The sequence below is a fragment of the Rhodosalinus sp. 5P4 genome, assembly GCF_041365695.1.
In the GTDB taxonomy this organism is placed as follows: domain Bacteria; phylum Pseudomonadota; class Alphaproteobacteria; order Rhodobacterales; family Rhodobacteraceae; genus Rhodosalinus.
Genome location: NZ_JBGFSJ010000005.1, coordinates 296,156 through 322,180, shown reverse-complemented (window position 1 = coordinate 322,180; position 26,025 = coordinate 296,156). Strand labels below are relative to the sequence as shown.

Genomic DNA, 26,025 nt, shown 5'->3' with positions numbered 1-26,025 from the left:
CCAGCATCGGGAGCCGCCGGGTCATGCCCTCCGTCCCATCGGCGTTACCGCGATTCTCGCAGGGCGAGGACGTCCCCCGCCGGCACCTCTTCGCCACTGGCCAGACCGATGACCGGCGCGCCCTGCGGCCCGACCCGCACCTCGCGTACCGTCTGGAAGGCCGGAACCGGGCGGCTGTCGGCCCCGGGGCCAGCGCTCGCGCTCTCCAGGGTGAAACTGTAGCGGCCGTGCGGCAGCGGCACACCGGCCGGGCCGACACCAGCCCATTCCACCGTTTCCGCGTCCGCCGGCACCGGCTGACTCAGAACCGCGCGGCCTTCGGCGTCACGCACCACGAGCGCGGTGTCCTCGGCCGCGCGACCTGGTTCCAGTCGCAGCGTCACCGGCGCGCCATCGAACGCTACCGGCGCGGTGGTCAGCACCTCACGACCCACCCAGTTGGCGAACTCGGCAAGCGGCGTCTGCATCTGGGCCAGAAGATCATTGGTGAGTACCTGCTGCTCCACGGTCGAGAAGGTGGCGAGCTGCACCGCGAAATCGGTGCTTTCGATCGGGTTCAGGGGGTCCTGGTTCTGCATCTGCACCGTCAGCATGCGCAGGAAGGTCTCGAAATCCGAGGACAGCGCACCGCGGCCGGCCTCCGTACGGGCCGTGGCACGGTCCGGTCCGGCGGCGAAGGCGGGCGGGGGAACAGGGCTGGTCTGCATGGGACATCTCCGTGATGGGTGATCAGAGCCTGAGGTCCAGCCCGGCGAGAACGCCGCGCCGGGGTGCCTCCTGCGTGGCGGGCGGGGCCATCTCCTCGGCCGGGGGTGCGCCGGACGCACCGGCGATGTCCTCCGGCCTGCGGGGGGGTGCGCCGGTATCCTGCCCGAAGGCGAAAGAGGTCGACCCGTAGCCCATCGCACGGAATTCCTGCGCGAGCTGGTCGGCGTGTCGGCGCATGAGGTCCAGCGTTTCGGGACGTTCGGCCTGTATCAGCACCGCGATCCCCGCATCCGACGGTGCGAAGCTGAGGCGCACCCGCCCGAGCTCGGGGGGGTTGAGCGACACTTCCACAGAGCCCGGAACAGGCGCCCCGGAGAGCGCCTCGGCCAACTGGCGAAGCACGGCGGCGGCCTCCGCGCGCGGGGGCGCGGCCTGGCCGGACGGGTGCGGCGCAGCGGTCCTCACGTCGAGGCCGGAAAGGGGCGCCGTGCCGCGATCGGCCATTTCCTCTCCGGCGACGTGCCCGACCACCTGCAGCGACGAATGTCCGCCCGGGGGTGGTGGCGCGGGGACGGCACCGGGCGGGACGACGGGCGCAGCCGGTGCGTTGGACACAGCCATCCCCCGGCCCGGTTCCGTCGCGGATGGCGCGGACATCGGGTCGGTATGTGTGAGACGGGACGCGCGCAGCTCCTGCGGCGCGGTCATGCCGGGGTGCCTTTGCGGAGCCTCCGCCGCCGCGTCCGCCTGCAGCCCGCTTCGCTGCGGCGCAGCTTCTTCCCGCTGCCCGGTCAGCGCGCGCGGGTTGGTCGGATCGTTTCGTCCGGACCCGGGCGGCAGCCCGTTTATCCTTGGGTCGGCGGCGGTCGCGGCGAAACCTTCGGGTCTTGCCTTCGCCGGCCCGTCGCCGGCCGGGCGCGTGGCGTCGGGCGAAGCCGGCCCGGCGTTGGCCGCCAGCGCGGCCATTCCATCCCGCTGTTCTCCGGGTACAGACCCGGCCCCGACGGCCGCGGGGCCTTCCTGCATGACGCCGCCGCGCGCATCCTCGGACATTTCCACCACCGGCGGTCCGGGTACGGATAGCGCCGCGGACGGGTCCTCCGTGTCCTCGACGGGCACGGGCGCAACGTCGGCAAGCTGGCCTTCGGAGGTGCCCTGCTCTTCTTCCATATCCTCGCCCCGCGCGGGCGCATTCCCTGCCGACCCGTCGGCGGATCGCGCCGCCCCCGGCCAGCTTTCCGCGTCCATGCGCCGAAGGATTTCCGCAAACGCCCCCCTGCCTGCGGTCGCCTTTCCGCCAGGGGCGACCGGGTGCTCGGCGCCCGTTTCCGGGCGACCCGCCCGCGGGCCCGCGCCCTGCGGTGCGGCCGATGGCGACTCGGGCAAGGTCGAATTCATCGGTATCATCGGAAGCTCCCCGGCGCGTTCTGCGTGAGCCTCACATTCCGCCACGCGGGTTACCGCTTCTTTACCGCGCGGGAGGCATGGTCGGGAAAACCCGCGCAATTGGAGTGACCGCCATGATCCCGTCCGCCCCCGCGCCCGCCACGCCGGCCCCGCGCCCCGACCCTGTCGCGAGGGATCATCCCGCGCGCGAGGCCGCCGTCGCGCTCGAGACCGCGTTCCTGTCGCAGATGCTCAAGAGCGCCGGGGTCGGGCGCACGCCCGATGCGTTCGGGGGCGGCGCGGGCGAGACGCAATTCGCCTCCTTCCTGCGCGACATGCAGGCCCGCGCCATGGCAGAGGCGGGCGGCATCGGGCTGGCCGAACACATCTTCCACGCGCTGGCGGCGCGCGGCGATGACGCCTGACCCCGCCGTGACCGCCCTGGAGGCGTTGCTGGAAGAAGAGCGCCAGGCACTGCTGGCGGGCGATATCGGCCGCTTCGCCACCCTTGCCGACCGCAAGGAGGCGCTCGCCGGCCGCCTTCAGGGGCAGGACGCCGATCCCGCCACGCTTGCCGCCCTGCGCAGCCGGCTGGAACGCAACGCCGCCCTGCTCGATGCCGCGCTTGCCGGGATACGGTCCGTGGCCGAACGCCTCGCCGCGATGCGCGAGGTGCGCGAGGCGCTCGCGACCTACGACCCCCGGGGCCAGCGGCGCAACATCCGGCAGGCCGCCGCGCCCCGCCTCGAGAAGCGGAGCTGACGCCGGCAGGAAAACGCACACAGTTTTCCTCAAATCCGCCGTAGCGGGCCGGGACGGCTTCACGCTCCGTTAGGACACCACCCCCCACCATCAAGACCGCATCCGCAAGGGTGGCGCGGCCGCAAGTTCGGGCCGCACCCGTCAGAACGACTTTGTGACGCCCGGCATCCCCGGGCCCCTGCAACAGGCGCAAAGCGCCGAACCGGAAAGACAAGGAAACCCCATGTCCAGCATCCTGACCAACAACAGCGCCATGGTCGCGCTGCAGACCCTCAAGGCCGTGAACAACAACCTCGCGAAGACGCAGGGAGAGATCTCGACGGGCAAGTCCGTGGCCTCGGCCAGCGACAACGCCGCCGTCTGGGCGATCTCCAAGGTGATGGAATCCGACGTTCAGGGATTCAAGGCGATCTCGGACAGCCTCGCGCTGGGCGAATCGACGCTCGCCGTCGGCAAGAAGGCTGCCGAGGCCACGACCGACCTGCTGACCCAGATCAAGGGCAAGATCGTCGCCGCCCAGGAAGAGAACGTCGATCGTGCGAAGATCCAGACCGACATCGAGGCACTGACGAACCAGATCAAGTCGGTTGTGGGGGCGGCGCAGTTCAACGGCAAGAACATCGTCAACAACTCCGACCTCACCAGCATCCTCTCCTCGCTCGACCGCGACGGCCAGGGCAACGTCAAGAGCGCGTCGATCGAGTTCCGCGGTCAGGATCTGACCACAAAGTCCGGGACTGTGGAGACGGCAAACGCCATTAACCGGATCGGAACAGTGGCTGATGACGGCACATACACCGTGGGCGCCGGCGCAACGCTCAGCAATGTCGCGAACGATGCCACGATCACTATCGCCACAGAGGTGGCGAACGGCGACACGGTGACGGTGAACTTTGCGGACCAGCAATTCACATATACCAACAACACGGGTATCGCGATCGCCGTTGCCGATTTCGACGACATTCTTGCAGCGGGGCTCGCCAATCTCGGTGTCGAAGGCGTTACCACATCGGTGACGGGTGCCGGAGAGGTCACGATCTCCTCGACCAACAAGTTCGAATCGATCACGATCCAGGGTTCTTCGACTGGGGCAACCACCTTCACCGTGGACCCTGACGCGGGTGGTCCGCAACCGGCGGCTGCCGCTGACGCCCCCGCGACCCTTGTCGCCCGCGCAGAGACCATTTCCCTTGGCGGCGCTGGAAATACCGGAGGCGTGGTCAACGAAGGCGATGGGTTCCGGATCGCCCTGGACGGAAAGACATTCGACTACGTCGCGCGTGCAGGAGATACATTGAACGACGTCGCTCAGGGCCTCAAGCGCGTGATCGACGCGGGACAGATCGACGGCATTTCGGTGAAGGTGAACCTTTCCGACGACGTTATCTCGTCGCCGCCGACTATCCAGATCGACAACGACAATGCCTCGACCGTCGCGCTTACGGTGGATGATGGCGCAGGCGGGCAAGCCTCTGGTGGTCTCGTCGGCCTCGACGGCATCAATGTTTCCACCAAGGACGGCGCCGAGGCGGCGCTCTCGAACATCGAGACGCTTATCCAGCGCTCGATCGACTCGGCGGCGGAATTCGGCTCGGTGCAGGGTCGGGTCGAGACCCAGAGCGACTTCGTCAGCAAGCTGACCGACTCGCTGAAGTCCGGCATCGGCGCGCTCGTCGACGCCGACATGGAGGAGGCCTCGGCCCGCCTCCAGGCGCTGCAGGTTCAGCAGCAGCTCGCCACGCAGTCGCTGTCGATCGCCAACCAGGCGCCGCAGCAGCTGCTCGCGCTCTTCCGCTGATAGCGGCCTCCCGGCCGGCGCACCGTCGCCGGCCGGATCTTCCCCAGAAATCCACCACAGACGGAGAGCGGTGCCTTGAACGCCCTGACCCATGCCCGGAACGCCTATGCCCAGACCAGCACGGCGACCCACACGCCGCGCGGGATCGAATACCAGGTCATCGCGCGCGTCACCCACCGCCTCAAGTCCGCGGCACAGAAAGGCGACGCCGGTTTCGCCGAACTGGCCGCCGCGATCGCGGACAATCGCAGGCTGTGGACGGCACTCGCCGCCGATGTCGCGCGCAGTGGCAACGGCCTGCCCGAAGACCTCAGGGCGCGTATCCTTTATCTTGCGGAGTTCACGACCCAGCACAGCCGCGCCGTCCTTGACGGGCGTGCCTCGGCCGCGCCGCTTCTGGAGGTGAATTCGGCCGTGTTGCGCGGCCTGCGGCAAGAGGCACCGCAGCCATGAGCGGGCTCGTGCTGAAACTCGGCCCGCGCGAGCGCGTGCTCGTGAACGGCGCGGTCCTCGAGAATGGAGAGCGGCGCAGCCGGCTTTGTGTGATGACGCCGGGCGCGCGCATCCTTCGCCTGCGGGATGCCATCCATCCGGACGAGGCCACCACCCCGGTGCGCCGCGTCTGCTACGCCATGCAGCTTCTCCTGACGGGCGACGCCGACCCCGAGGCAGAGCGCAGCGACCTGTTGCGCCGCATCGAGGAACTCAGCCAGGTCTTCACCGATCGCGACAGCCGCAACCTGCTCGCCGCCGCCACGCACGCCCTTCTTTCCGACAAGCACTATGCCTGCCTGAGAGCGTTGCGCGCACTCATCCCGCGCGAGGATCGCCTGCTGGCATCGGCCCGGCTGTCATGAGCTTCCAGCCCGTTCTTCCCGTCGGTGGCCTTGCCGGATACCGCTTCCTCGAGCGTACGGCCGAGACCCAGCAGGCCGCCTTGCGCCAGAGCCCGGCGCTCGCGCGCGACACCGACCATTTCCGCGAACGGATCGGCGGCATCGAAACCGCGGCAGAGCTTGTCGCGGACCGGCGGCTTCTTCGCGTCGCCCTGGGCGCCTTCGGCTTGCAGGACGATCTGCCCAACCGCTTCTTCATCCAGAAGATCCTGGAGGATGGCACCGCGCGCCCCGACGCGCTCGCCAACCGGCTCACCGATGACCGCTACAAGGCCTTCGCAGAGGCGTTCCGCTTCGCCGACGCGACCACGCCGCCGACGCGCGAGGCCGGCTTCGCCAGCGAAATCATCGCCCGGTTCGAGGCGCAGGAATTCGAGATCGCCGTCGGCCGCCAGGACGAGACGATGCGCCTTGCGCTTTTCGCCGCACGCGAACTCGGCACCATCGCCGCCTCGGGCGCCGGCGCGGATACGCAATGGTTCCGGATCATGGGAACGCCACCGTTGCGGCGCGTTCTCGAGACCGCGCTGGGCCTGCCGCGCGCGTTCGGCCAGCAGGACATCGACCAGCAGCTCGAGACGTTCCGGACACGCAGCGAGCGGATCTTCGGATCCGGCGAGATCGCCCAATTCACCAACGAGGCCGCGCGCGACACACTTGTCCGGCAGTTCCTGCTGCGCGCCCAGATCGAGGCTGCGCCGAGCCCCTCGCCCGGCGCGATCGCGCTCACCATTCTGCAATCGGCCCCGCGACTGGCGCCCCTGCGCTGACGCCGCGGGCGCACTGCTCAGGTCACGGCCGGCGTCCGCGCGGCGGCCCCCGCCTCCGCCCGGCGCAGAAGTAATCTCAGCCGCCGGAAACTTTCGGCGGTATCTTCCCGCTCCGTCTCGGCGAGGAAGGCGTCGAGTTCCGGCCAAACGCGCACCGCCTGGTCCACGAGGGGATCGCTCCCTTCGGCGTAAAGACCCGCGCGGATCATCGTCTCGGACCCCTCATAGGCCGCGACGAGGCTCCGCGCCCGTGCGATGGCGGCGTTTTCTTCTGCGCTCGCCACGCCGGGCAGGCTGCGCGAGACGGATCGCACCAGGTCCACGGCCGGGAAACGCCCACGCTCCGCAATCGCGCGGTCAAGCACCACATGCCCGTCCAGCACGCCGCGCAGGATATCCGCGACAGGCTCGTCATGATCGCTTCCGGCCACGAGGACGGAAAAGAGCGCGGTGATATCGCCCGCGCCGTCAGGACCGGGCCCGGCCCGCTCTGCCAGCGACATGATCTGGTGCGCGGTGGACGGCGGATGCCCGCGAAGCGCGGGGGGCTCGCCCGCCGCGACCGCGACCTCCCTGTGCGCCTCGGCGAAACGCGTGATCGAATCGGCAAGCAGCAGGACATGGCGCCCCTGGTCGCGAAAATGCTCCGCCACGGCCATCGCCGCCCACGCACAACGCCGCCGCACCAGCGCGGAGCGGTCCGAGGTGGCCGTCACCACGACGGCGCGGGCCATCCCCTCGGCGCCCAGCGCATCCTCGACGAAATCGCGCAGTTCGCGCCCGCGCTCGCCGATAAGGGCAAGCACGACGACGTCGGCCTGCATCGCGCGGGCGAAATGCGCGAGCAGGCTCGATTTCCCGACGCCCGCACCGGCGAAGAGGCCGAGTCGCTGGCCCCGCGCCACGGGCAGAAGCGTGTTGAAGGCGCGCAGGCCCGTCTCGAGGCGCGCGCCCATGCGCCGGCGCGCGGCGGCGTCGGGCGGTGCGGCGCGCAACGGACGGGCGACAGCCCCGCGCAACAAGGGCGCACCGTCGAGCGGCATGCCGAACGGATCGACGACGCGTCCGATCCAGCCATCGGCCGGCGCGATCGAATCGCCGCCCCGAACGCGGACTGCGTCGCCGATCGCGGTGCCCTCCGCCGAGCCGTCGGGCAGCATGAGCACATCGCGGCCGGCGAGCTGCAGGACCTCTCCGGCCAGCCACCCACCATCCGTCCGGCTAACCTCCAGCCGGTCGCCCATGCGTGCCTTTTCAAGGCCGGTCACGCGCAGAAGCCCAGCCTCCACCGCCGAGACACGGCCAAGGGGGCCGGCCGCGCGCAGCCCGTCCAGCTCGGCCGTCAGGGCCGTGATTCCATCGCGGATCATCCATGTTCTCCGATGTTGCTCGGGAACTGTTTCTAAACCACTGGCCGTTAAGCCTTGATTGCACCTGATCGGAGGAGAAGCCCCGATGTTCGACCAGCTCGAGGTCTTTCGCACGGCCCATTCCATGGCCGTGCACGCCGGCGCCCGCCACGCGCTGGCCGCGCGCAACATCGCGAACGCGGACACGCCGGGTTACCGCGCGCGCGACATTCCACCCTTCCAAGAGGTCGCTGCCGGCACGACCGGGTCGCTCCGGACCACCCGGCCAGGCCATATCGGCGCGGATCCCGGCGCGGCCCGAGCGCAACCTGCCGAACGTGCCGGCGCGCTCTCGGATCCGAACGGCAACAGTGTCTCGCTCGAACTCGAGATGCTGACGGCCGTCGAGGCCCGGCGGCAGCACGACCGCGCCCTCGCCATCTACCGCAATGCGCTGAGCCTGATGCGGCTCTCGCTCGGCCGTCGCTGAAAGGACACGCGATGAGCGACTTTTCCGATTCTCTTTCCGTGTCCACAAGCGGGCTCAAGGCGCAGGCCACACGCCTTCGCCACCTGTCCGAGAACATCGCGAACGCGGACACGCCGGGCTACCGCCGCAAGACGGTCCCGTTCGAGCAGGCTTTCGGCGCGGAGGGCGCCGGCGGCGCGGTGCGGACCGGCCGGGTGAGCCTCGACCGGTCCGAGCTCGAGCGCATCCACGATCCCGCGCACCCCCTGGCCGACGACAGCGGCCATTACGAGGGCTCCAACGTCGATCTCGTGATCGAGATCGCCGACGCCCGCGAAGCGCAACGCAGCTACGAGGCCAATCTCAAACTGTTCGACCAGGCGCGGCAGATGTCGTCCGCGCTGATGGACCTTCTTCGTCGCTAGAGGACAGAGCAACATGGATATCCAAGCCGCCCTCGCCGCCGGCCGCTACGCCGCGGCCCGCCCGGCCACCACACCCGACGCGGACCCGCCAGGTGGGTCGGGCGCTGGTGCCGCCTTCGCCCGCGCGGCGGAAGACTTCGCCTCGACGCTGCGCAGGGGCGAGACGACAGCCATGGCCGCCATGACCGGAGACGCCGATCCGCACGCGCTCGTCCAGGCTCTCGCGCAATCCGAACTGGCGCTCGAGACCGTGGTCACGGTGCGCGACCGGGTGGTCGAGGCCTACCAGGAAATCCTGAGGATGCCCGTCTGATGGAAACGGAGGCCATGCTCTTCGACGCGCTCCGGCACGGGCTCTGGGTTGCGGTGATCATCTCCGTTCCGGTGCTTTCGGCGGCACTCGTCGCGGGGGTCAGCGTCGGCCTGTTCCAGGCGCTCACCTCGGTGCAGGAAATGACGCTCACCTTCGTGCCCAAACTGATGGCGATGCTCGCCGTATACTGGCTCTCCATGGGGTTCATGACGCGGACCCTGGTCGATTTTTTCCAGCGGCAGATCGTGCCGCGCATCGCGGGAGGCTGAGATGGAAAATGCCAGCTACGTGACCCTCTCCCGGCAATCCGGTCTCCTGCGGGAGATGCAGAGCGTCGCCAACAACATCGCCAATGCATCCACCACGGGCTACCGCAAGGAGGGTGTGATCTTCGCGGAGTTCGTGCGCCGGATCGAAGGCGGAGACTCGCTTTCGATGGGCGCCTTGCGGGCCCGCCACGTCTCCGACCTGCAAGGCGCGCTCACGCGCACCGGCGACCCGTTCGACCTTGCCGTCGAAGGTCCGGGATATTTCCTCGTCGAGACGGGCGAGGGCGAACGGCTCACCCGGGCCGGAAGCTTCACGCCCGGGCCCGACGGCGAACTCGTCACGCCCGATGGCCACCGGCTTCTCGACGCGGGCGGCGCGCCCGTCTTCGCACCGCCAAATGCCGAAATCGCCATCGGGACGGACGGAACGCTCAGCGCCGATGGGCGGCTTGTGGCCCAGATCGGCCTTTATCGACCAACCGATCCGCTGGGCCTCCAGCGGGAGGCCGGCGTGCTCTTCCGCTCTGAAGACGGTGTGGAGCCCGAGCCAGGCGGGCGCGTGCTGCAGGGCTTTCTGGAAAAATCCAACGTCGATCCCGTGGGCCAGGTCGCCCGCATGATCGAGGTCCAGCGCGCCTACGAGCTCGGCCAGAGCTTCCTCGACGCCGAGAACGAGCGCATCCGCTCCGCGATCCGCACCTTCATCGAGTAAGGAGACAAGACCATGCGCGCCCTAGATATCGCCGCCACCGGCATGAGCGCCCAGCAGCTGCGGGTCGAGGTGATCTCCAACAACCTCGCCAACATGTCCACCACGGGCTACAATCCGCGCCGCGCGGAGTTCGCCGACCTGCATTACCAGCAGCATACCCGCCCAGGCACGGTTTCCGCGGCGGACGGCACGATCCTGCCGGCCGGCGTCCAGCTGGGTCTCGGCGTACGTCCCTCCGCGGTGGCGGTCCAGCTCTCGCAGGGTTCGCTCGCCGCCACGGGCGGCGAGCTCGACATCGCCATCGACGGGCGCGGCTACCTCGAAGTGACCCTGCCCTCGGGACAGCCCGCCTATACGCGCGACGGCGGGCTGAAACGGAATGCCGAAGGCCTCATCGTCACCGCGGACGGCCACCCGGTCGCGCCCGAGATCGTGATCCCGGCGGACGCCAGATCGATTTCGGTGAACCCGGCCGGCGAGGTCTATGCCTACTTCAACGACGCGGTCGCCGCGCAGCAGCTCGGCCAGCTCGTCCTCGCGGGCTTCACGAATCCCAAGGGCCTCGAAGCGATCGGCGCGAACCTCTTCACCGAGACGGAGGCCTCCGGACCGGCGCTGCCGGGTGGACCCGGCGAAGACGGGCTCGGCACGTTGCGCCAGGGCTACCTGGAGGAGAGTTCGGTGGACGCCGTGCGCGAGGTGACCGAACTGATCGAGGCGCAGCGGGCCTACGAACTCAACGCGAAGGTCATCACCGCCGCCGACCAGATGCTCGGCGCGACCACCCAGGTGCGCTGATGAGGGCCGCGTTCCTGCTGGTCCCGGCTATCGTCGCTGCGGCAGAACTCGCCGCGGCCGACGCGCTGGTCGCCAATCGCACGATCCGGCCGCGCGAGGTTATCCTTCCGAGCGATGTCTCCGTGAAGGCCGCGGACATCCCCGGCGCGCTCGTGCACCCGTCCGAGGCGGTGGGCCTCGAGGCGCGCGTCGCCCTTTACGCCGGTCGTCCGATCCGGGCAGGGGCCGTGGGACCGCCCGCGCTTGTCGAAAGGAATCAGATCGTGACCGTAAGCTACGTCTACGGTGCGCTTGCGATCACGGCGGAGGCACGCGCGCTCGAGCGCGGCGGCGCGGGCGAGCGCATACGCGTCATGAACCTCTCGTCCCGCACGAGCCTGCACGCCGTCGTTCGCGCCGATGGCAGCGTTCACGTGGATCGGTGACGCGCCATGAGATGCCTTGCAGCCCTTCTGCCCTGCCTTCTGGCCGCCTGCAGCACCACGCCCGTCGGGCGGGCGCCCGACTTCTCGCCGGCGATGCAGGGCGCGGAACATTTCGCCATGCTGTCGCCCGGCCTGCCCGACAGTGTGGACCGGCGCGGAGAGACGGCCGGCGCCTCGCTCTGGTCGGACGGGCGCCGGTCACTTCTGGGCGACCGCCGTGCCCTGGAGCGTGGCGACATCCTGACCGTCGTGATCGAGATCGACGAGAGCGCGGCGATTTCCAATTCGACCGAGCGCAGCCGTTCGGGCTCCGAGAGCCTTCAGATCCCGCAGCTCTTCGGCTTGCCGCAGCGGATCGATCGAAGCCTTCCCGACGGCGCCTCGATGGGCAACGCCATCGATCTCGGCAGTTCGAGCAACGCCCAAGGCGACGGATCGGTCCGCCGCTCGGAAGAGCTGACGCTTCGCGTCGCCGCTACCGTGACCGATGTTCTTCCAAGCGGTGTGCTCGCCATCCGCGGCAGCCAGGAGGTGCGTGTCAACTTCGAACTGCGCGAACTTCTTGTCACGGGTTACGTCCGCCCCGGCGACATCTCCCGCCGCAACGAGATCACCTACGACAAAATCGCCGCGGCGCGGATCTCCTACGGGGGACGGGGCCAGATCACCGACATGCAGCAGCCGCGCTACGGCCAACAGGCCCTTGGCGCGATGCTGCCCTTCTGAGCGGAGCGTGAACATGCGCAAACTGCTGCCGGTCCTGATGGCGGTCGCGGGTCTCGCGGCCGGAGTGGGGGCGGGTTACGCCTTCCGCCCCACTTCGGAGCCGGGCGTCGACGCGGAGACCGCGGAAAACGCCGAAAGCGCCGCCGGAACGCTGGACGAGGCCCCCCCTCCCGGAGAACGGGATTACGTGCGACTGGACCAGCAATTCGTCGTCCCCGTCCTGGAGGAGGGCCGCGTTGCCGCCATGGTCGTTCTGGCCATCGGGCTCGAGGCCATGCCCGGCGCCGGCGAGGCGATCTTCGCGCGTGAACCCAAACTCCGGGACACGCTGCTGCAGGTCATGTTCGATCACGCCAATGTCGGCGGCTTCGCGGGCGCGTTCACCGACACTGCCGCGCTGGATCCGCTGCGCCGGCAGCTGACAGAGGCGGCGCGGCGCATCATGCCTGGCACGATCGACCAGGTTCTGATCGTCGAGATGGCGCGTCAGGATCTCTGACGCGGCCCCGCCGACGTCTTGACACAAACTGCGGACAAAAGGCGCTCTCCGTCGCGGAGCGCCTCCTTGTGTGCCGCGGCGGCCTCGGCCCGCGCCGCTTCGCGGGCCACGGCCTCGCGCCGCCCGAAGCTGCGGCGCAGCCCGGCGGCGGCGATACCCTCCCTGGCGCGCAATTCCGCTTCCCGCGTGGCGAGGTCGACACGGCGCGCCCGGGCCCAGCCCCGCCAGAGCTCGCAGGCGGCAAGCGCGGCACCGCCATCGACCGGGCGGGAAAGCACGGCGGCGCGACCCTCGGCATCGAGGCGCATGCGCGCCTCGCGCAGCTCCGCCGCCTCCCGCCGAAGCGCGGCCAGCCGTTCCGCATCCTGGCGAAAACGCAGCTCGGCGAGACGGGCGAGGAGGTCCCAATCGGGCGTCATGCGCGGCCCCGGGCCCGGGCGCGGGCGCGCATGTCCTCGGCAAACCGGATGGCTGCGGCCACGGGCCGGTAATGTTCCGGCGCGATCTCTTCGCCGATCACCACGGCGGCCCAGAGCGCCCGCGCGGTCGGCGGATCGCGGCGGATCGGCACACCCGACTCGGCGGCCAGTTCGCGGATCCGCGCGGCGATCTCGCCCACGCCCTTCGCGACGCAGACCGGGGCGCTTCCCGCCTCCCGGTTCCAGCGGAGCGCCACGGCGACCCGCGTGGGGTTCACGATCACCACGTCGGCCGCCGGCACGTCCTGCAACATGCGGTTCGTGGCGAGCGCCTCCGCACGACCACGTCTGGCCTGCTTCAGGTAGGGATCGCCCTCCGATTCCCGGGCCTCGTCGCGCAGTTCCTTGTGGGACATTCGGTTATGCCGGCGATGCTCGGCATGCTGCCAGAGGAAATCCACTGCGCCGATAGCGATGGAGATCACCAGCACCACGCCCAGGAATTCCACCATCAGGCGCGCCATTTCCGCGCTCGCCGGTCCCGGGGGGCTTCGCAGGCTCGCCAGCACGCGCGGCAGCCGATCGGCGAGAAACAGGGCAAGGCAAAGCGTGAAGATGCAAAGCTTCGCCGTGCTCTTGGCGAATTCGAAAAGGCCTTTCCGACCGAACTTGTTCTGCGCGCCGGAGATGGGCGAGATGCGGTTGAGTTTCGGCGCAAGCTTCGACGGGGTCACCGTCACGGCGCGCTGCGCGATCAGCGCGAGAAGCGCGGCGAGCCCCGGCAGCCCGAACCAGAGCGCCATCGGCCCGGCAAGCGCCGCGGCAAGCGCACCCGCCGGGGCAGTGGAGGCCCCCTCGAAGAAAAGCGGCGCAAGGACGTCGGCGCGGCCAACCAGCGCGGCCATCGCGCCCCCCGCGCGTTCCACGGCCCAACCGCCCCCGGCGGCCAGCGCAAGCAGAAGCCCCGCATAGGCCGCCGCGGTGGCCAGGTCTGTCGACCGCGGCACCTCTCCGCGTTTGCGCGCCTCCTCCAGCTTACGGGCGGAAGGCTCGTGCGACTTCTCCGCCGCTTCGTCCTGACCGGACTCCATTAGGGTGTCCCGCGCGGATCGGCGAGATACGCGAGCAAAGCCTCGTGCCAGATCGTCAGCATGAGCGGCGCCGCCAGCGCAAAAAGCGCGAGTCCGCCCAGGGTGATCACCGGCGCCCCCACGAACGCCACCATGAGCTGCGGCATCGCCTTGCTGATCGCACCGAGAGTCAGGTTGTAGAGCAGCGACAGGATCAGGAACGGCGCGGCGAGCGAGAAGGCCAGCGCGAAAGCCTTCGCGACCTGGCTTGATCCCCAGCCCGCCATGGCGGCTGCGTCGGGAAATCCGCCGGCCGGCAGCAGCGCGTAGGAGTGCACGAGGTATTCCGCGAGGCGCACATGCAGGCCGGCCGAAACGGCGATCGCCAGGCCGGCCAGCACGAGCACATGCCCTATGGCCGGCGTCGGCTCCGGCTGGGCGCCCCCGAGAAGCTGCGCGAGGGAAATCGCGTTGGCGGCGATGGCGCCAGCCGTCTGCAGGGCCAGCACGAAAAGGCGCAGCGCGAGACCGAAGGCGAGGCCCGCGAGCGTCTCGGTGGCCAGGAACCGCACAAGGCGTGGAAGATCGGGCGGACCGGCGAAGAGCGGCGGCACCGCAGGCGCCACCACTGCGGTAAACGCGATGGCGGCAACCGCCCGGATCCGCAGCGGAACGCTTTGCGAGCCGAAGGCCGGCAACACCGCCATCGCCGCACCGACCCGCAGGAACACCGCCACGGAATGCCAGAAGGTGGCCTCCGCCACGCCGGCGGCCTCTGCCAGCGTCATGCCGCCACCGTCCCCACGAGCACGGGCCGTGCCTCGAGCCCGATCTCCTCGAAGGAGAGGACCGGGTTCGACACACCCTTGGCGGCCATCACGGTTCGGAGAAAGCGGCGGCGCCGGGTCGAGGTGACAAGTGCCGGCGAAAGGCCGCGCTCGGAGGCCGCGGCCATTTCCGCGGCAAGTCCGTCGGCAAGGCGGTTGAACGCCTCTGGCGGCAGCGCCACGTCGAGGCCGCCGCGATCCCCCTCGAGCTGGTAGGCCGCGAAGGTCTCTTCCCAGTCGGAGGCGAGCTGCACGAGCGGCAGCGTCCCGTCGTCGCGCCGGAGCGCGGCGACCAGCTGGAAACCAAGGCGCTGGCGCACCTCTTCGCACACGGCCTCCGCCCTCGTGTGAGCAAGGCGCGCCTCGGCCACCGCTTCGAGGATCAGGGGCAGGTTGCGGATCGACACCTGCTCTTCGAGCAGCAGGCGAAGCACCCGGTGCAGCAGGTCCAGCGGCACCTTGTCGGGTACGAGCTCGTCGAGGAGCCGGCGATTGGCCTCGGCACGCGCGGGATCCGAAAGGTTGACCATCTCGTCGAGCAGCCGGCGCATCGCCTTGTGGGTCAGAAGCCGGGCAAGATTGCGCTTGATCGTCTCCAGAAGATGCGTGGCCAGCACTTCCGCCGGGGATACCAGGGTCGCCCCGGTAAACGCGGCCTCCTCCTGCACCGCGGCCGGGATCCAGCGCGCGGGCGCGCCGTAAACCGGTTCGGCCACGTCCTCGCCGGCCGGCAGCGCGGTGTCACCCTCGGCGCGGAGGGCCAGCACCTGGCCCGGACGAAGGCGCGCGCGCGTCTGTTCCACCCCATGGATGCGTACCGCGTAACTTCCCTCGGGAAGCGAATCGTCGTCGGTGAGCCGGATCTCGGAAAGGATCACGCCGTAGGCGGTCGCGACATGCGCCCGCAGGTTCGTGATGCGCGCCTCGAGCCCGGTTCCGGGATCGAGCACCATGTCCACGAGGTCGGGAGCGAACTGGACGTGGATGTCGTCCACCTCGAGCATGTCGCCCATGGGTCGCTCTGGCACGGGCGCGGGCGCCTCGGCCCCGTCATCCTGTGCGCCTTCCGCACGCTCGGCACGGCGCGCCAGCGCCCAGGCCCCGAGACCCAGTGCGGTGGCGCCCGCGACGAAGGGCACGAAAGGCAGGCCCGGGACCAGCGCGAAGAGGCCCATTAGTACCGCAACGGTGCCAAGCGCGGCCGGATGCGCCCCGAGCTGAGCGAAGATGGCCCGGTCCGTCGCGCCCACCGCGCCCCCCCGTGCGAGCAGCAGCCCGGCCGCGATCGAGATGATGACGGCAGGGATCTGGCTGACCAGCCCGTCGCCGACGGTAAGTATCGCATAGGTCTCCGCCGCCTGGCCGAGCGGCATGTCATGGACCACGATGCCCATCACGAGACCCATCACCAGGTTCAGAAGCGTGATCAGCAGACCGGCTATGGCATCACCCTTGACGAATTTCGAGGCACCGTCGAGCGAGCCGAAGAAGGTGGTCTCCTGCTGTTCGCGCTCGCGCCGGGTCTTCGCCTCGGCGTGGTCTATGGCGCCGGCGGACACGTCGCTGTCGATGGCGAGTTGCTTGCCGGGCATCGCGTCGAGCGCGAAACGCGCGCCCACCTCGGCCATGCGCGCCGCGCCTTTCGTGATGACGGCAAAATTCACGATCAAAAGCACGCAGAAGACGACGAGCCCGAGAAGAACGCTGCCGCCCATCACGAAACTCGCGAAGCCCTCGATCACCTCCCCGGCGGCATCGGTACCGGTATGCCCCTGGCCGATGATGAGTTTCGTCGAGGAAACGTTGAGCGAGAGCCGCAGCATGAGCGAGGCGAGCAGAACCGAGGGAAACGCCGAAAAGTCAAGCGGCCGCTCGATGAAGAGGGTCACGGTGAAGATGAGGATGGCCAGCGCGAAGGACGCGGCGAGCCCGATGTCGAGAACCCAGGCCGGCATGGGCACGATCATCATCGCGATCACGGCCATCAGCGCCAGGGCGAGCAGGACCGTGGGCCGGAATAGCGCGGAGGGCACGAAGGCGGGCACCTCTCACCCTCCCGGCTGGGCGAGGAGAGGCGGCCCCGCGACGAGTGCCGGCACCAGAGACCCGAGCGGTCCGCGGGGCCCCGGGCGCAGCAGCGGGAAGCCGTTTTCCCTGGGCCCCGCCGTATCGGATTGCCGCGCATCGCCGGCATGGTCGACGGCCGATCCATCGCGCAGCGCATCGAGGTGACGCACGAAGCGTGCGCGGTAACGCGCGGCCAGGGCCGGGGTGCGCGAATGGTAGGCCGCAGCGGCGGCGAGCCAGTCGCCCGTTTCCGTTTTGAGCTCGGAAAGGAAACGCGCGGCGTATCGCGCCCCGGCCAGAGGCTCGAACATCTGGTCGATCGAGGTGAAGGCGTGGCCGTGCCACCGATAGTTCAGCTGGAAGCAGCCCACGTCGAAACTGCGCGCGCCACGCGCATGGTGGCGTGCGGCGTAGCCGAGCGCGGCCTTGCGCGAGTCGAACCAGTGTCCGGCACCTTCCATGTTGACCGTCCAGGGCCAGGGTCTGACAGATCCGGCCTTCGAGCGGCCTGTTTCCGTTCGCGTGATGGCAAGCAGCACCTCCGCCGGAACGCCCGTTTCGGCAGCGGCGCGGACGGCGGCGCTGTCGCAGAGTTCGGCCGTTCGGTCGGCGTCGGCCCCGGCGGCCAGCGTGGTCGCGAGGAAAAGGGCGAGCGTCTCGCACACGCGCCGTGCCAGGAGGGAAGAGCGGGACACTCGCGATGTCTGAGTCAATTCGGCACTCCGGCGCATTCTGCAGCGGTGGCCTCGATCTAGCCGCCTGTCCGTTGAGATTCGGTAATCACGCGGCCTAGCGAGGCGGTTCCTCGGCTGGGAAACGGGCGAGCAGGTCTTCGAGGATCGCGCGCGCCTCCTCGGATCGCCCGAGCGTCGCGCGCGACGCGGAAAGGGTGATTTCCCCGGCAGCCTCGTCGCCAGGCGCCTCGGGGTCGTCCGAGGATGGCTCCGGGCCCTCGAGTTCCGCCGGCGTCGCCTGCACTTCAGCGAGAATTTGCGCGGCCCGCGCCAGGATCGGGTCGTTCCCGTCCGCAAGCCTGTCCCAATCACCGGCAAGCCATGCGGCGCGCTGGGCATCGGCGGGACGGTCGGATGCGAGAAAGGCCTCGACGGCCGCATCGCGGTCGCCGGTCTTGAGGCGCGCCTCCGCGCGGAGCGCATCTGCCGCTGCCCCGTCGACGCCAAGAAGCTCCGCTTCGGCCCGCCGCGGACGGCCGGTGGCCAGCGCCAGCCGCGCCCTTTCGATCGCCCTTTCGGAACGGGCGGTCACCGGGGCATCGTTCATCCCGGCTGAAAGATAGGGTTCGGCAGTTTCGAGAAAGCCCAGGTCGAGAAGGCGTCGGCCGACCGCCGTTCCGATCGCAGGAGGCAGATCCGCGGCGGTGGCCGCCGCGAGCCTGAGCGTCCCGGAAACAAAGACCGCGTCGGGCGCATCGGACGCCAGCCGCCCAAGCACCGTGGCGGCGGCCGGATCGCGGCCCGGCCAACCCGTTTCGACCAGTTCGTCGATGGCGGCCCGGTGTGCTCCGGAAGCGGCAAGCGCCATCACGTGCGCACGTGCGATATCCTTCTCCGCCGCGGTGCCTCGTGCTTCATGTGCGTAGATCGCGGCGCGCTTGGCCATCTCGGGCGCGATGGGCTCTCCCCTTTCGGCGCGCCCGCGCACCAATGTTGCCAACGCCTCGGGAGCGTCGGACCCGTCCCGCGCGATGATGGCGGCCAGGCGCGCTTCCGCATCGCGGATGTCGCCACGCTCGGCCGACAGTTGCGCGGCGGCAAGTGCGCCCGCGCCATCGAAGAAACCATCGAGCCGGTCGAGTGCGCGCAGCAAGGCATGCGCCGCGTCGGGCCGACCGCCCTCGCGAAGCTTGTCGACGAGCCGCGGGCCCAGATGCCGGCGAAGATGCTGCGGAAGCGCCACGAAGCTGCGCCGGACGGCTTCCGCCATCTCGGGTGAAACGCGCGGCTCCGGAGAGGTTGCCAGAAGCGCCCACAGCGGGCCGGGATCCGGACACTGGGCCTGGGCTGGAAGCGGATCCATTGGTGCGGCGTCGCCATCCATGACAGCCGCGAGGGCGAGGAGGGGCGCGCGGGTTTCATCCTCGATCTGCGCCAGGCGCAGGGTCGCCCGCGCCTCCGCGCCGAAACCGAAGTGAAGATAGAGTCTCGCAAGAGCGATGACCGACTCGGTGCTTGGCGTTCTTTCGTAGCTGGCGATGCGGTCTCGCGCCCGGGCGAGCTGGTGCGGGAACGGCTCGTCGTTGCCCCAGCTGGCCACGTCCAGGGTCGGCGCGGGAAGACAGGTTCCCGCCTCCGGTTGCTGACGCATGCCCGGGCGAATCTGGACCGCATCGAGCGCCGTTATGGCGCGAAGCGGGGCGTCGCGCGTCATGGTTTCGGTCTCTTGTTCAGGCCTGCCGCCCGAGGCGTCCTTTGGGCCAGCAAGATCCGCATCGTCGGCACGGGTCTCGCCGCCCGATCCGGGCTCCGATGGAATGGGCCCCCGCCGGGTCGCCAGCAGTCCCTGGGACACCGCGCGCGCGAATTGCTCGGCAAGACGGGCCTCTGCCTCCCGAAGCGATGTTTCCTGAGCCACAGAACCACCGGTTCGCTCGCCGACCTCTCCGTCCGTTGCGATACGCGGGCCGACAGGTTCGTCGAAGAGTTGCGATGGGGACAGCCTCTCGGGGAGCGGTGCCAGAACCGCGGTCCTGAATGACGCGGTGCGCACTTCGCTCCTTTCCGGAAAGAGCGGCAGCGCCCAAGGGCGTCCGGACGGCCGTACCGCCTTCTCCGTCGCGGCGGATGACGGCGGATCCGCGATGTCGATCACCAGCATGCGGGGACCGTTCAGATGCGTCGAGATCCGGCACGCGCAGGCAAGACCGAGGCGCAGCGTTCCCGGGTCCGCATCAGGTGTGAGCGATGCGAGACGGGCACGCGATATCCTCCGGAAAGCGCCCGCCAGCTCGAACTCGACATCCGCCTTGGCAAAGCTGAGCACTGCGGCGCCGGGCACGGTCTGGAGCGTCCAGTCGATTGGTTCCGGAAGATCAAGCGCGACCCGGGTGAAGCCCTCGTGCTCTCCCGTGCGCACCCCGATCGTCTGTGCGTGGACGGGTGTTGCGGACAGGGCGGCGACGGCGATCGAGAGAAGAAGCCCGCGGGTCATGCCGCCGCCTGCTTCACGGCCTTGAGCCGCTCTTCGAGTTCGGAGAAACTGGGACGGAAGTCGGCCGGCGTGTTCTGTCGACCGACCTCGATGCAGATGTTCGTGGCATGGTTGTGCAGATTGGCCACCAGAACCTCCCGTATGAGCTGGTAGAAATGCGCGTCCTCCTCGACCACGGTGCGCAGGCGCGCCGCGGCGGGGCCGACGAACCCGTAGGCGAGAAACACGCCGAGGAAGGTTCCGACAAGCGCGCCGGCGATCAGTTTGCCCAGCACCTCGGGCGGCTGGTCGATGGAGGCCATGGTCTTGATCACACCGAGCACGGCGGCGACGATGCCAAGGGCAGGCAGCGCATCCGCCGTCGATTGCAGGGCATGGCTGGGGTGCAGCGCATGGTGCAGACTGCGCTCCATCCGCTTTTCGAGGATCTCCTCGACCTGGTGCGGGTCGTCGTAGGTCATCGAGGCGGCGCGCATCGTGTCGCAAATGAGGTTCACCGCCTCCTCGTCGGCCAGGATCCGCGGGTAGCGGGCGAAGATGGCGGATTCGCTGGGCGCCTCGATATGTTCCTCGATCGCCACGGGGTTCTGCCTCGCAAGGCGGATCAACTCGAAAAGCAGGCAGAGCAGATCGCGGTAATCCTCGGGCTGCCAGCGCGGCCCCCTGAATACGGCCGGGACGGAGCGGAGTGTCTGCCGGATCGTCGGCATCCCGTTGGCGATGAGGAATGCGCCGATGGCCGCCCCGAGGATCATCATGAGCTCGTAAGGCAGCGCCTGAAGGATGATCGCCACCTTGCCCCCGGCGAGGAGGTACCCGCCGAAAACCATGACGAGAACGATCGCGATTCCAGCCAGCCCGATCATGCGGTGCGCCTCGCCCCCTGTTGACGCTGCCAGCTTGGGCGAGCGGGATTAAGATATCGTCTTCGCGCGCTCATTGCCGGGGTGCGCCCGCGTTGCGCCCGGCGAGCATGACGCTCATCGTGTAGGCCGTTTTCGGACGCAGCCCCGCCATTATCCCGGCGGCCGCCTCGGGGCGCATGCGGCCCAGAAAGCCCGCGGCGAAGGCGGCATCCATCGTCTCGAACAGGGCGGCGGCCTCTGCGGGCTTCATGTTTTCGTAGACCGCCGTCAGCCGGTCGAGATCGGCCTCCGCCGCCGTTTCCACGATCGTGATCGTGTCGCGCAACGACTCCTCTGCGCTGGCAAGCTCCTCAAGGCGCCGCTCGATCGCCGCATCGGCGACCGATAGCGCCTGCATGCGGTCCTCGATCTCGGCCTCGCGCGACGCCACGCGCGATTCCCGCGCCTGAAGCTCGGCGATCAGCGCGTCGAAGTCACCCATGTCCGAGCAGGCGCCGGCCGCAGCCTCGGTCTGCGCGCCGGGGTCTTCCGGCTCGGTGGACTGCGCAAGCGCCGCGTTCGCCTCCAGCCCGATCCGGAGAACCGCCGAGCCGACGAGCAGCATGATGATGGTCAGAAGCGTTTCCCGCCCGCGTCGCCGAAACGCGGCCCGGGTGGCGCGGGGCCGACTCATTGGGCGTCTCCGTCCGGGCGGCGCATGAAGAAGGGCACCGTGGATCGCTTTCGCGCTTCGGCCGGAGGCGCCGCCGCTTCGGGCTGCGCCGGCGCCGGCTCCGAACTCTCACCCTCTGCGCCGGCGTCGCCCGAAGGGAGGTCATGCATCGACGCGACGAGGAGCTCCAGCCGCTTGGCGACGGACTCGGCGCGCTCGGTGAGCGCATTGAGCGATTCGGCAGAGTGCCCGGCCGTCTCCTTCGCGGCGTCGAGGGCGCGCGTCATGTCGTCCACCTGCTTCGACAGGACGGCCACGGCACCGCCCATCCCCCCCTCCAGGTCGTTGAAGCGGGAAAGCCGCCGGGCGAGGACGGAGCAGTAGAAGGCGGCGCCCAGCGCGCCTGCGACGAGGAGGATGTCGGCGATCAGTTCCATGGGCGTCCTCAGTTCAGCACGAATTCCATCACCAGAAGGTCGGCGACCCGGTCCCCGCCGGTGACGATCTGTACGCGGCGGAGCATTTGCGCCCGAAGCCGTTCAAGCGCGCCGGGCGCCTCGATCTCGGCGGGATCGAGCGCGCGAAGGTAGCTGTGCAGCGCGTCGACCACCCGCGGGCGAAGCGACTCGACCTCCTTTTGGTGGGGGGGCGGCACCTCGAGTTCGGCGCGAAAGCGCAGGTGCTGGCGCCGGGACCCGGAGTCGAGCGCGATCACGACGGGATCGAGAGGCACGAAGGCAAGGTCCGCCATCGACTCGGATCGCGGCGCGCCACCCTCGTCCGACGGCAGCGGGATCAGACCTTCCCGCACGGCGAAAAATCCCGCGCCCGCACCGGCAAGCGCGAGCGCCACGCCAAGGAGCAGTGGCAGCTTTCCACGTCCGGAGGGGCTGTCCTGCGTCTCAGAATCTTCCGTCATGTGCCGATCCGATCCATGTCATCGCGGTGTCTATAGCCCGTTGAGAACTAACCGATTGTTAAGCGAGATCGGCCAAGGTCCGCCCCGACGCCGCGGCAGAAGGCCCGGTTCGAAGGAGTGTCGCCTTGCAGCAGATTCTCTCACTGTGGAATGCGCTCAGCCCGGGCCGTCGTCTGCTTGTCGCCGGGGCGACCATCGCCATGTTCCTGTCGGTGCTCGCCCTCGCCCGGGTTGCCGCGACGCCGGGCATGGCGCTGCTTTATGCCGGGCTTGAAAACGGTCCCGCAGGAGAGGTCGTGCGCGCGCTCGAAGCCCGTGGCGTGCCTTACGAGGTGCGCGGCGGTTCGATCTTCGTGGCGGAGCCGCAGCGCGACGAACTGCGCCTGACGCTGGCGAGCGAGGGGCTTCCGGCCAATTCCACCAAGGGCTACGAGCTGCTCGATTCGCTATCGGGCTTCGGCACGACAAGCCAGATGTTCGACGCCGCCTATTGGCGCGCGAAAGAAGGCGAACTCGCCCGAACGATCCTTTCCAGCAGGGATATCGCCTCGGCGCGCGTGCACATCGCCAATACCGCAGCCGATCCCTTCCGACGCGACGTCCGGCCCACCGCGTCGGTCGCCGTGGCCGCGTCGTCCGGCGTCATCGGCCCCGAACAGGCGCGCGCGCTCAGCCATCTCGTGGCGTCGGCCGTGCCCGGCCTCGCGCCGGAGGATGTGTCGGTCATCGATTCCACCGGCGGTCTCGTCTCCTCTTCCGAGACACCCACGGGCCAAGCCGGCGGGTCGCCCGATCGCGCGGCGGCGCTGCGGGACCGCGTGCAGCGCCTTGTCGAGGCGCGGGTGGGTCGCGGCAACGCTGTGGTGGAGGTCGCGATCGACACCGTCACGGAAAGCGAGACGCTTCGCGAGCGCCGCATCGATCCGGAAAGCCGGATCGCCATAAGCTCCGAAACCGAAGAGCGCACGACGAACGCCGAAGAAGCCGGCGGCGGCGGGGTGACGGTCGCCTCGAACCTGCCGGACGGCGACGCGGCGGAGGGCGAGCAATCCTCGCGGCGCGAAAGCGAAACGCGTGAGCGCGTGAACTACGAGGTTTCGGAAACCGAGCGGGAGGTGCTTCGCGCCCCCGGCGCGATCCGCCGTCTCAGCGTCGCAGTCATGGTGAACGGCGCCACGGTGCAGGATGAAAACGGTGCCGAGGTCTTCGCGCCGCTGCCCGAGGCGGAGCTTGACGCGCTCCGCGAACTGGTTGCGGCGGCGGTGGGCTTCGACGAGACGCGGGGCGACCAGATCACCTTGCGGTCGATGCCTTTCGAGGCGTCCTCGCCTGCCGGAACGGCCGGGGCACTCTCCTGGGCCGACCGGCTCGGGCTCGACGCGATGCGCGCGATACAGCTCGCGGTTCTGGCGGCGGTCGCCCTCATCCTCGGTCTGTTCGTCGTGCGTCCGGTGCTTGCCGGCGCCCGTGACACGGCACCGGCCCTGCCGGCGCCGGGCGGTGATGGCGCGGAGGACACCGCAGCGCTCGATGGCGAGATCACCATGGGGAACGGCTTCGAGTTGCCTGAATTGCCCGAACTTCCCGCGCTTACCGCGGATGGCACCAGTGACGGCGCGCATGAGGATCCCGTCGCGCGGCTGCGCGATCTGATCGGCCAGCGGCGTGAGGAGGCAGCCCAGGTGTTGCACAGCTGGCTCGCGGATCGCCCGGGACGGGCGCCATGAGCATCGCCCATCTTCTGGAGGATTTCGCCCTTGCCCGGCCGCAGCCGACGGCCGCCCAATCATCGCCCCTGTCCGACGAGCAGCTCGAAGCGTTGCGCCTGGAAGCCTTCGAAGAAGGGTACAAGGCCGGCTGGGACGATGCCGTCGCCGCCCGCGACAAGGAGGAAACGCGCCTCTCGGCCGAACTTGCCGGAGCGCTGCAGGATCTTTCCTTCACCTACAACGAAGCCTACGCGCACATGGTGAAGGCGATCGAACCCTTGCTGGAGCGGATGGTCGGCAGCCTGCTGCCGTCGCTCATGCGCGAAGCGCTCGGGGCCCATGTCCTCTCCGAACTCGGGACGCTGACCCGCGAGTTGGGCCAGGCGGAGGTCGAGGTGCATGTCCCGCCAGGACAGGTCGACACGATTGGCACGCTTGTGGAGGGCGCGGGCTTTCCCGCCCGCGTCATCGGCGACCCCGCACTCGGCGAGGGGCAGGCGCAGCTGCGCTTCGGCACTTCCGAGCGGCAGGTCGATCTCGACGACATCCTTTCCGAGATTCGCCGCGCGATCTCGGCGTTCTGTCACGAAACCGAAAGGGAACTTCGCCATGGATGACGAAACGGAGATGGGTGGAACGGCCACTGGCATGTTCACCGCCGTGCCTATCGAGATCATCGTCGCCGTCGGTCGCGCGCGCCCGCTCATCCGCGATCTCCTGAGGATGGGCGAAAACGCGGTTCTGCCGCTCGATCGTCGGGTGGAAGATCCGGTGGAACTGTACGTGGGCGACCGGCTCATCGCGCGTGGCGAACTCGAGGAGATGGAGGGTGAGCAGGCCGGCCAGCTTGCCGTGCGTCTGACCGAGGTGGCGGATCTCGCCGGCGGTCTCGACTGATGGGCGTGGGCCCGGGGCGTCTGCGCGGGCCACGGCGGGCACCGGGCCGTGTCGCCCTGCTCGCCAGCCTTGCGCTTCTTCTCCCGGCCGCCGCGAATGCGCAGGAAATTTCGTTTTCTCTGGGGGAGGACGGGTCGCTCGCTGCGCAAAGCGTCCAGCTCCTCCTGCTGATCACGGTGCTGAGCCTCGTTCCCGGTATAGCGGTCACGATCACCTGCTTTCCGTTTCTCGTCACAGTGCTCTCGATCCTGCGGCAGGGGCTCGGGCTTCAGCAATCTCCGCCCAACATGCTGCTCGTGAGTCTGGCGCTTTTTCTGACCTGGTACGTGATGGACCCGGTGTTTCGCGCGGCATGGGAGGCGGGCGTCCAACCATTCGTCGATGGCGACCTCGGCCTGGAGGCCGCCTTCGGCGCGGCCGTGGAGCCGTTTCGCGGATTCATGGCGAACCGGGTGGATCCGGCGACACTCGACTCCATGGCTGCGCTTCGCCCCGATCCACCCACTGCCACGGTGGAGGAGACGCCGCTCGCCGTTCTCGTCCCGAGCTTTCTGCTGTCAGAGATCGCCAGGGCCTTCGAGATCGGTTTCCTGATCTTCCTGCCATTCCTCATCATCGACCTCGTGGTGGCGGCTGTGTTGATGTCCATGGGCATGATGATGGTCCCACCGGCGATCGTTGCCCTTCCGTTCAAACTTGCGTTCTTCGTTCTGGCCGATGGCTGGACCCTGATCGCGGAAAGCCTCGTCCGCAGCTACATGTGAACGCGCCCCGCCGAGGATGGAGCACTCAAGCGGCGGGGCTTTCCGGCGATCTGGGCCGTTCCGGACCGACCTCGGGTGCAGCGCCTACAGGTAGCTGTGGTACGCAGCCGCGATAGGGACGGACGCTGCGAGCTGGAGGCGTCTGTTCTTTTGAACGTCTGTTCGGCTTGGCGCGTGGGCAGACGAGGCGTTTCCATTCAGAGCCTGCCGCCTCCGATCGGGACGGGGCGAATTTCAGCACCTTGAATGGCCGTCAGAACACCCTGCCTGCGGAGGGAGCGCCCGTGGGTCGAAGATCCCTGCATTGTCAAACGATACTACGGCCTAGACGTCCAGCGATAGGCGGATGTCCCGCCTTCGAT

Annotated in this window: 32 protein-coding genes; 19 read left to right on the top strand and 13 right to left on the bottom strand. The window is 69.2% G+C overall.

Translation table 11 applies throughout. From position 1 onward, the window contains the following. Positions 1-44: 44 nt before the first annotated feature. Both AB6A69_RS11970 and AB6A69_RS11965 read right to left on the bottom strand, forming a co-directional pair. Entirely contained in the window at positions 45-707 is a 663-nt protein-coding gene (locus AB6A69_RS11970) for a flagellar hook capping FlgD N-terminal domain-containing protein (RefSeq protein WP_371060934.1), read from the bottom strand. A gap of 22 nt (positions 708-729) precedes the next feature. After that, a complete protein-coding gene (locus AB6A69_RS11965; RefSeq protein ID WP_371060933.1) occupies positions 730-1,956 on the bottom strand; it encodes a flagellar hook-length control protein FliK in 1,227 nt (408 codons plus the stop codon). A gap of 272 nt (positions 1,957-2,228) precedes the next feature. Between AB6A69_RS11965 and AB6A69_RS11960 the strand changes: the two genes are divergently transcribed. The 6 genes from AB6A69_RS11960 to AB6A69_RS11935 all read left to right on the top strand — a co-directional run bounded on the left by AB6A69_RS11960 (position 2,229) and on the right by AB6A69_RS11935 (position 6,320). Next, positions 2,229-2,519, top strand: coding sequence for a rod-binding protein (locus tag AB6A69_RS11960; protein WP_371060932.1), 291 nt, complete (start codon positions 2,229-2,231; stop codon positions 2,517-2,519). Then, on the top strand, positions 2,509-2,856 hold the full coding sequence (locus AB6A69_RS11955) for a flagellar biosynthesis protein FlgN (RefSeq protein WP_371060931.1): 348 nt from the start codon (positions 2,509-2,511) through the stop codon (positions 2,854-2,856). Before AB6A69_RS11960 ends, AB6A69_RS11955 begins: the two co-directional genes overlap by 11 nt. A 223-nt stretch (positions 2,857-3,079) precedes the next feature. Next, complete coding sequence (locus AB6A69_RS11950) at positions 3,080-4,654, top strand: flagellin (protein ID WP_371060930.1); 1,575 nt, start codon at positions 3,080-3,082, stop codon at positions 4,652-4,654. 75 nt (positions 4,655-4,729) lie between these two features. Further along, positions 4,730-5,107 (top strand): flagellar biosynthesis regulator FlaF, encoded by a 378-nt coding sequence (gene flaF / locus AB6A69_RS11945; RefSeq protein WP_371060929.1) that lies wholly within the window; start codon positions 4,730-4,732, stop codon positions 5,105-5,107. Next, positions 5,104-5,511 carry a flagellar biosynthesis repressor FlbT gene (gene flbT, locus AB6A69_RS11940; protein ID WP_371055918.1) on the top strand — a complete coding sequence of 136 codons (408 nt, stop codon included), beginning with the start codon at positions 5,104-5,106 and terminating at the stop codon, positions 5,509-5,511. Before flaF ends, flbT begins: the two co-directional genes overlap by 4 nt. Next, positions 5,508-6,320, top strand: coding sequence for a DUF1217 domain-containing protein (locus AB6A69_RS11935; RefSeq protein ID WP_371060928.1), 813 nt, complete (start codon positions 5,508-5,510; stop codon positions 6,318-6,320). The genes flbT and AB6A69_RS11935 overlap by 4 nt, the downstream gene beginning before the upstream one ends. Before the next feature lie 17 nt (positions 6,321-6,337). Here AB6A69_RS11935 and AB6A69_RS11930 read toward each other — a convergent pair whose 3' ends face one another. After that, the gene (locus AB6A69_RS11930) at positions 6,338-7,690 is read right to left on the bottom strand and encodes a FliI/YscN family ATPase (protein WP_371060927.1); all 1,353 of its coding nucleotides are present in this window, start codon (positions 7,688-7,690) and stop codon (positions 6,338-6,340) included. A gap of 85 nt (positions 7,691-7,775) precedes the next feature. On the opposite strand from AB6A69_RS11930, the gene AB6A69_RS11925 reads away from it, so the two are divergent. From AB6A69_RS11925 to AB6A69_RS11885, 9 genes are read left to right on the top strand one after another with little or no spacing between them, the layout of a single operon-like run. Then, a complete protein-coding gene (locus tag AB6A69_RS11925) occupies positions 7,776-8,159 on the top strand; it encodes a FlgB family protein (RefSeq protein ID WP_371060926.1) in 384 nt (127 codons plus the stop codon). Positions 8,160-8,170: 11 nt separating this feature from the next. Beyond that, positions 8,171-8,563 (top strand): flagellar basal body rod protein FlgC, encoded by a 393-nt coding sequence (gene flgC, locus AB6A69_RS11920; RefSeq protein ID WP_371060925.1) that lies wholly within the window; start codon positions 8,171-8,173, stop codon positions 8,561-8,563. A gap of 13 nt (positions 8,564-8,576) precedes the next feature. Beyond that, positions 8,577-8,876 carry a flagellar hook-basal body complex protein FliE gene (fliE, locus tag AB6A69_RS11915; RefSeq protein ID WP_371055913.1) on the top strand — a complete coding sequence of 100 codons (300 nt, stop codon included), beginning with the start codon at positions 8,577-8,579 and terminating at the stop codon, positions 8,874-8,876. Continuing rightward, entirely contained in the window at positions 8,876-9,145 is a 270-nt protein-coding gene (locus AB6A69_RS11910) for a flagellar biosynthetic protein FliQ (protein ID WP_371055912.1), read from the top strand. The genes fliE and AB6A69_RS11910 overlap by 1 nt, the downstream gene beginning before the upstream one ends. 1 nt (position 9,146) lies before the next feature. Then, positions 9,147-9,857 carry a flagellar hook-basal body complex protein gene (locus tag AB6A69_RS11905; protein ID WP_371060924.1) on the top strand — a complete coding sequence of 237 codons (711 nt, stop codon included), beginning with the start codon at positions 9,147-9,149 and terminating at the stop codon, positions 9,855-9,857. A gap of 12 nt (positions 9,858-9,869) precedes the next feature. After that, positions 9,870-10,655 carry a flagellar basal-body rod protein FlgG gene (gene flgG, locus AB6A69_RS11900; RefSeq protein ID WP_371060923.1) on the top strand — a complete coding sequence of 262 codons (786 nt, stop codon included), beginning with the start codon at positions 9,870-9,872 and terminating at the stop codon, positions 10,653-10,655. Then, the gene (gene flgA, locus AB6A69_RS11895) at positions 10,655-11,080 is read left to right on the top strand and encodes a flagellar basal body P-ring formation chaperone FlgA (protein WP_371060922.1); all 426 of its coding nucleotides are present in this window, start codon (positions 10,655-10,657) and stop codon (positions 11,078-11,080) included. The genes flgG and flgA overlap by 1 nt, the downstream gene beginning before the upstream one ends. Positions 11,081-11,086: 6 nt before the next feature. Continuing rightward, the gene (gene flgH / locus AB6A69_RS11890; protein ID WP_371055908.1) at positions 11,087-11,806 is read left to right on the top strand and encodes a flagellar basal body L-ring protein FlgH; all 720 of its coding nucleotides are present in this window, start codon (positions 11,087-11,089) and stop codon (positions 11,804-11,806) included. 13 nt (positions 11,807-11,819) lie between these two features. Further along, complete coding sequence (locus AB6A69_RS11885; RefSeq protein ID WP_371060921.1) at positions 11,820-12,305, top strand: flagellar basal body-associated FliL family protein; 486 nt, start codon at positions 11,820-11,822, stop codon at positions 12,303-12,305. On the opposite strand, the gene AB6A69_RS11880 is transcribed toward AB6A69_RS11885, so the two are convergent. The 10 genes from AB6A69_RS11880 to fliL all read right to left on the bottom strand — a co-directional run bounded on the left by AB6A69_RS11880 (position 12,293) and on the right by fliL (position 22,293). Beyond that, entirely contained in the window at positions 12,293-12,724 is a 432-nt protein-coding gene (locus AB6A69_RS11880; RefSeq protein ID WP_371060920.1) for a hypothetical protein, read from the bottom strand. The two genes, AB6A69_RS11885 and AB6A69_RS11880, sit on opposite strands and share 13 nt — an antisense overlap. After that, positions 12,721-13,815 carry a flagellar biosynthesis protein FlhB gene (locus tag AB6A69_RS11875; RefSeq protein ID WP_371060919.1) on the bottom strand — a complete coding sequence of 365 codons (1,095 nt, stop codon included), beginning with the start codon at positions 13,813-13,815 and terminating at the stop codon, positions 12,721-12,723. The genes AB6A69_RS11880 and AB6A69_RS11875 overlap by 4 nt, the downstream gene beginning before the upstream one ends. Next, entirely contained in the window at positions 13,815-14,582 is a 768-nt protein-coding gene (locus AB6A69_RS11870; RefSeq protein WP_371060918.1) for a flagellar biosynthetic protein FliR, read from the bottom strand. Before AB6A69_RS11870 ends, AB6A69_RS11875 begins: the two co-directional genes overlap by 1 nt. Continuing rightward, complete coding sequence (flhA, locus tag AB6A69_RS11865) at positions 14,579-16,606, bottom strand: flagellar biosynthesis protein FlhA (protein WP_371060990.1); 2,028 nt, start codon at positions 16,604-16,606, stop codon at positions 14,579-14,581. Before flhA ends, AB6A69_RS11870 begins: the two co-directional genes overlap by 4 nt. Positions 16,607-16,669: 63 nt before the next feature. Then, a complete protein-coding gene (locus AB6A69_RS11860) occupies positions 16,670-17,383 on the bottom strand; it encodes a transglycosylase SLT domain-containing protein (RefSeq protein WP_371060917.1) in 714 nt (237 codons plus the stop codon). Between the two features lie 94 nt (positions 17,384-17,477). Then, entirely contained in the window at positions 17,478-19,856 is a 2,379-nt protein-coding gene (locus AB6A69_RS11855) for a hypothetical protein (RefSeq protein ID WP_371060916.1), read from the bottom strand. Continuing rightward, positions 19,853-20,722, bottom strand: a complete 870-nt coding sequence (motA, locus tag AB6A69_RS11850) for a flagellar motor stator protein MotA (protein ID WP_371060915.1) — start codon at positions 20,720-20,722, stop codon at positions 19,853-19,855. The genes AB6A69_RS11855 and motA overlap by 4 nt, the downstream gene beginning before the upstream one ends. A 70-nt stretch (positions 20,723-20,792) precedes the next feature. After that, positions 20,793-21,395, bottom strand: a complete 603-nt coding sequence (locus AB6A69_RS11845) for a MotE family protein (protein WP_371060914.1) — start codon at positions 21,393-21,395, stop codon at positions 20,793-20,795. Beyond that, the gene (locus tag AB6A69_RS11840) at positions 21,392-21,811 is read right to left on the bottom strand and encodes a DUF6468 domain-containing protein (RefSeq protein WP_371060913.1); all 420 of its coding nucleotides are present in this window, start codon (positions 21,809-21,811) and stop codon (positions 21,392-21,394) included. The genes AB6A69_RS11845 and AB6A69_RS11840 overlap by 4 nt, the downstream gene beginning before the upstream one ends. Positions 21,812-21,819: 8 nt before the next feature. Continuing rightward, positions 21,820-22,293: a flagellar basal body-associated protein FliL gene (fliL, locus tag AB6A69_RS11835; RefSeq protein WP_371060912.1), complete on the bottom strand. Its 474-nt coding sequence runs from the start codon at positions 22,291-22,293 to the stop codon at positions 21,820-21,822. A gap of 125 nt (positions 22,294-22,418) precedes the next feature. Between fliL and fliF the strand changes: the two genes are divergently transcribed. The 4 genes from fliF to fliP are packed head-to-tail and all read left to right on the top strand — an operon-like array spanning position 22,419 to position 25,663. Further along, positions 22,419-24,020, top strand: a complete 1,602-nt coding sequence (fliF, locus tag AB6A69_RS11830; RefSeq protein WP_371060911.1) for a flagellar basal-body MS-ring/collar protein FliF — start codon at positions 22,419-22,421, stop codon at positions 24,018-24,020. Further along, entirely contained in the window at positions 24,017-24,619 is a 603-nt protein-coding gene (locus tag AB6A69_RS11825; RefSeq protein ID WP_371060910.1) for an ABC transporter ATP-binding protein, read from the top strand. Before fliF ends, AB6A69_RS11825 begins: the two co-directional genes overlap by 4 nt. Continuing rightward, on the top strand, positions 24,612-24,899 hold the full coding sequence (locus AB6A69_RS11820) for a FliM/FliN family flagellar motor switch protein (RefSeq protein ID WP_371060909.1): 288 nt from the start codon (positions 24,612-24,614) through the stop codon (positions 24,897-24,899). The genes AB6A69_RS11825 and AB6A69_RS11820 overlap by 8 nt, the downstream gene beginning before the upstream one ends. Continuing rightward, on the top strand, positions 24,899-25,663 hold the full coding sequence (gene fliP, locus AB6A69_RS11815) for a flagellar type III secretion system pore protein FliP (RefSeq protein ID WP_371060908.1): 765 nt from the start codon (positions 24,899-24,901) through the stop codon (positions 25,661-25,663). The genes AB6A69_RS11820 and fliP overlap by 1 nt, the downstream gene beginning before the upstream one ends. The last annotated feature ends 362 nt before the right edge of the window (positions 25,664-26,025 follow it).

Excerpts from the sequence above, each read along its gene's own strand:
- flgC (WP_371060925.1), top strand. The coding sequence starts at position 8,171 with ATGAGCGACTTTTCCGATTCTCTTTCCGTGTCCACAAGCGGGCTCAAG.
- fliL (WP_371060912.1), bottom strand. The coding sequence starts at position 22,293 with ATGACGGAAGATTCTGAGACGCAGGACAGCCCCTCCGGACGTGGAAAG.
- AB6A69_RS11970 (WP_371060934.1), bottom strand. The coding sequence starts at position 707 with ATGCAGACCAGCCCTGTTCCCCCGCCCGCCTTCGCCGCCGGACCGGAC.
- AB6A69_RS11950 (WP_371060930.1), top strand. The coding sequence starts at position 3,080 with ATGTCCAGCATCCTGACCAACAACAGCGCCATGGTCGCGCTGCAGACC.
- AB6A69_RS11925 (WP_371060926.1), top strand. The coding sequence starts at position 7,776 with ATGTTCGACCAGCTCGAGGTCTTTCGCACGGCCCATTCCATGGCCGTG.
- fliE (WP_371055913.1), top strand. The coding sequence starts at position 8,577 with ATGGATATCCAAGCCGCCCTCGCCGCCGGCCGCTACGCCGCGGCCCGC.
- AB6A69_RS11885 (WP_371060921.1), top strand. The coding sequence starts at position 11,820 with ATGCGCAAACTGCTGCCGGTCCTGATGGCGGTCGCGGGTCTCGCGGCC.
- AB6A69_RS11840 (WP_371060913.1), bottom strand. The coding sequence starts at position 21,811 with ATGGAACTGATCGCCGACATCCTCCTCGTCGCAGGCGCGCTGGGCGCC.
- AB6A69_RS11855 (WP_371060916.1), bottom strand. The coding sequence starts at position 19,856 with ATGACCCGCGGGCTTCTTCTCTCGATCGCCGTCGCCGCCCTGTCCGCA.
- AB6A69_RS11825 (WP_371060910.1), top strand. The coding sequence starts at position 24,017 with ATGAGCATCGCCCATCTTCTGGAGGATTTCGCCCTTGCCCGGCCGCAG.
- AB6A69_RS11960 (WP_371060932.1), top strand. The coding sequence starts at position 2,229 with ATGATCCCGTCCGCCCCCGCGCCCGCCACGCCGGCCCCGCGCCCCGAC.
- AB6A69_RS11910 (WP_371055912.1), top strand. The coding sequence starts at position 8,876 with ATGGAAACGGAGGCCATGCTCTTCGACGCGCTCCGGCACGGGCTCTGG.
- flgH (WP_371055908.1), top strand. The coding sequence starts at position 11,087 with ATGAGATGCCTTGCAGCCCTTCTGCCCTGCCTTCTGGCCGCCTGCAGC.
- flbT (WP_371055918.1), top strand. The coding sequence starts at position 5,104 with ATGAGCGGGCTCGTGCTGAAACTCGGCCCGCGCGAGCGCGTGCTCGTG.
- AB6A69_RS11880 (WP_371060920.1), bottom strand. The coding sequence starts at position 12,724 with ATGACGCCCGATTGGGACCTCCTCGCCCGTCTCGCCGAGCTGCGTTTT.
- flgA (WP_371060922.1), top strand. The coding sequence starts at position 10,655 with ATGAGGGCCGCGTTCCTGCTGGTCCCGGCTATCGTCGCTGCGGCAGAA.
- AB6A69_RS11870 (WP_371060918.1), bottom strand. The coding sequence starts at position 14,582 with ATGACGCTGGCAGAGGCCGCCGGCGTGGCGGAGGCCACCTTCTGGCAT.
- AB6A69_RS11955 (WP_371060931.1), top strand. The coding sequence starts at position 2,509 with ATGACGCCTGACCCCGCCGTGACCGCCCTGGAGGCGTTGCTGGAAGAA.
- AB6A69_RS11930 (WP_371060927.1), bottom strand. The coding sequence starts at position 7,690 with ATGATCCGCGATGGAATCACGGCCCTGACGGCCGAGCTGGACGGGCTG.
- motA (WP_371060915.1), bottom strand. The coding sequence starts at position 20,722 with ATGATCGGGCTGGCTGGAATCGCGATCGTTCTCGTCATGGTTTTCGGC.
- AB6A69_RS11875 (WP_371060919.1), bottom strand. The coding sequence starts at position 13,815 with ATGGAGTCCGGTCAGGACGAAGCGGCGGAGAAGTCGCACGAGCCTTCC.
- flgG (WP_371060923.1), top strand. The coding sequence starts at position 9,870 with ATGCGCGCCCTAGATATCGCCGCCACCGGCATGAGCGCCCAGCAGCTG.
- AB6A69_RS11965 (WP_371060933.1), bottom strand. The coding sequence starts at position 1,956 with ATGGACGCGGAAAGCTGGCCGGGGGCGGCGCGATCCGCCGACGGGTCG.
- AB6A69_RS11845 (WP_371060914.1), bottom strand. The coding sequence starts at position 21,395 with ATGAGTCGGCCCCGCGCCACCCGGGCCGCGTTTCGGCGACGCGGGCGG.
- fliP (WP_371060908.1), top strand. The coding sequence starts at position 24,899 with ATGGGCGTGGGCCCGGGGCGTCTGCGCGGGCCACGGCGGGCACCGGGC.
- AB6A69_RS11935 (WP_371060928.1), top strand. The coding sequence starts at position 5,508 with ATGAGCTTCCAGCCCGTTCTTCCCGTCGGTGGCCTTGCCGGATACCGC.
- AB6A69_RS11820 (WP_371060909.1), top strand. The coding sequence starts at position 24,612 with ATGGATGACGAAACGGAGATGGGTGGAACGGCCACTGGCATGTTCACC.
- AB6A69_RS11905 (WP_371060924.1), top strand. The coding sequence starts at position 9,147 with ATGGAAAATGCCAGCTACGTGACCCTCTCCCGGCAATCCGGTCTCCTG.
- flhA (WP_371060990.1), bottom strand. The coding sequence starts at position 16,606 with ATGGCCGTGATCGCGATGATGATCGTGCCCATGCCGGCCTGGGTTCTC.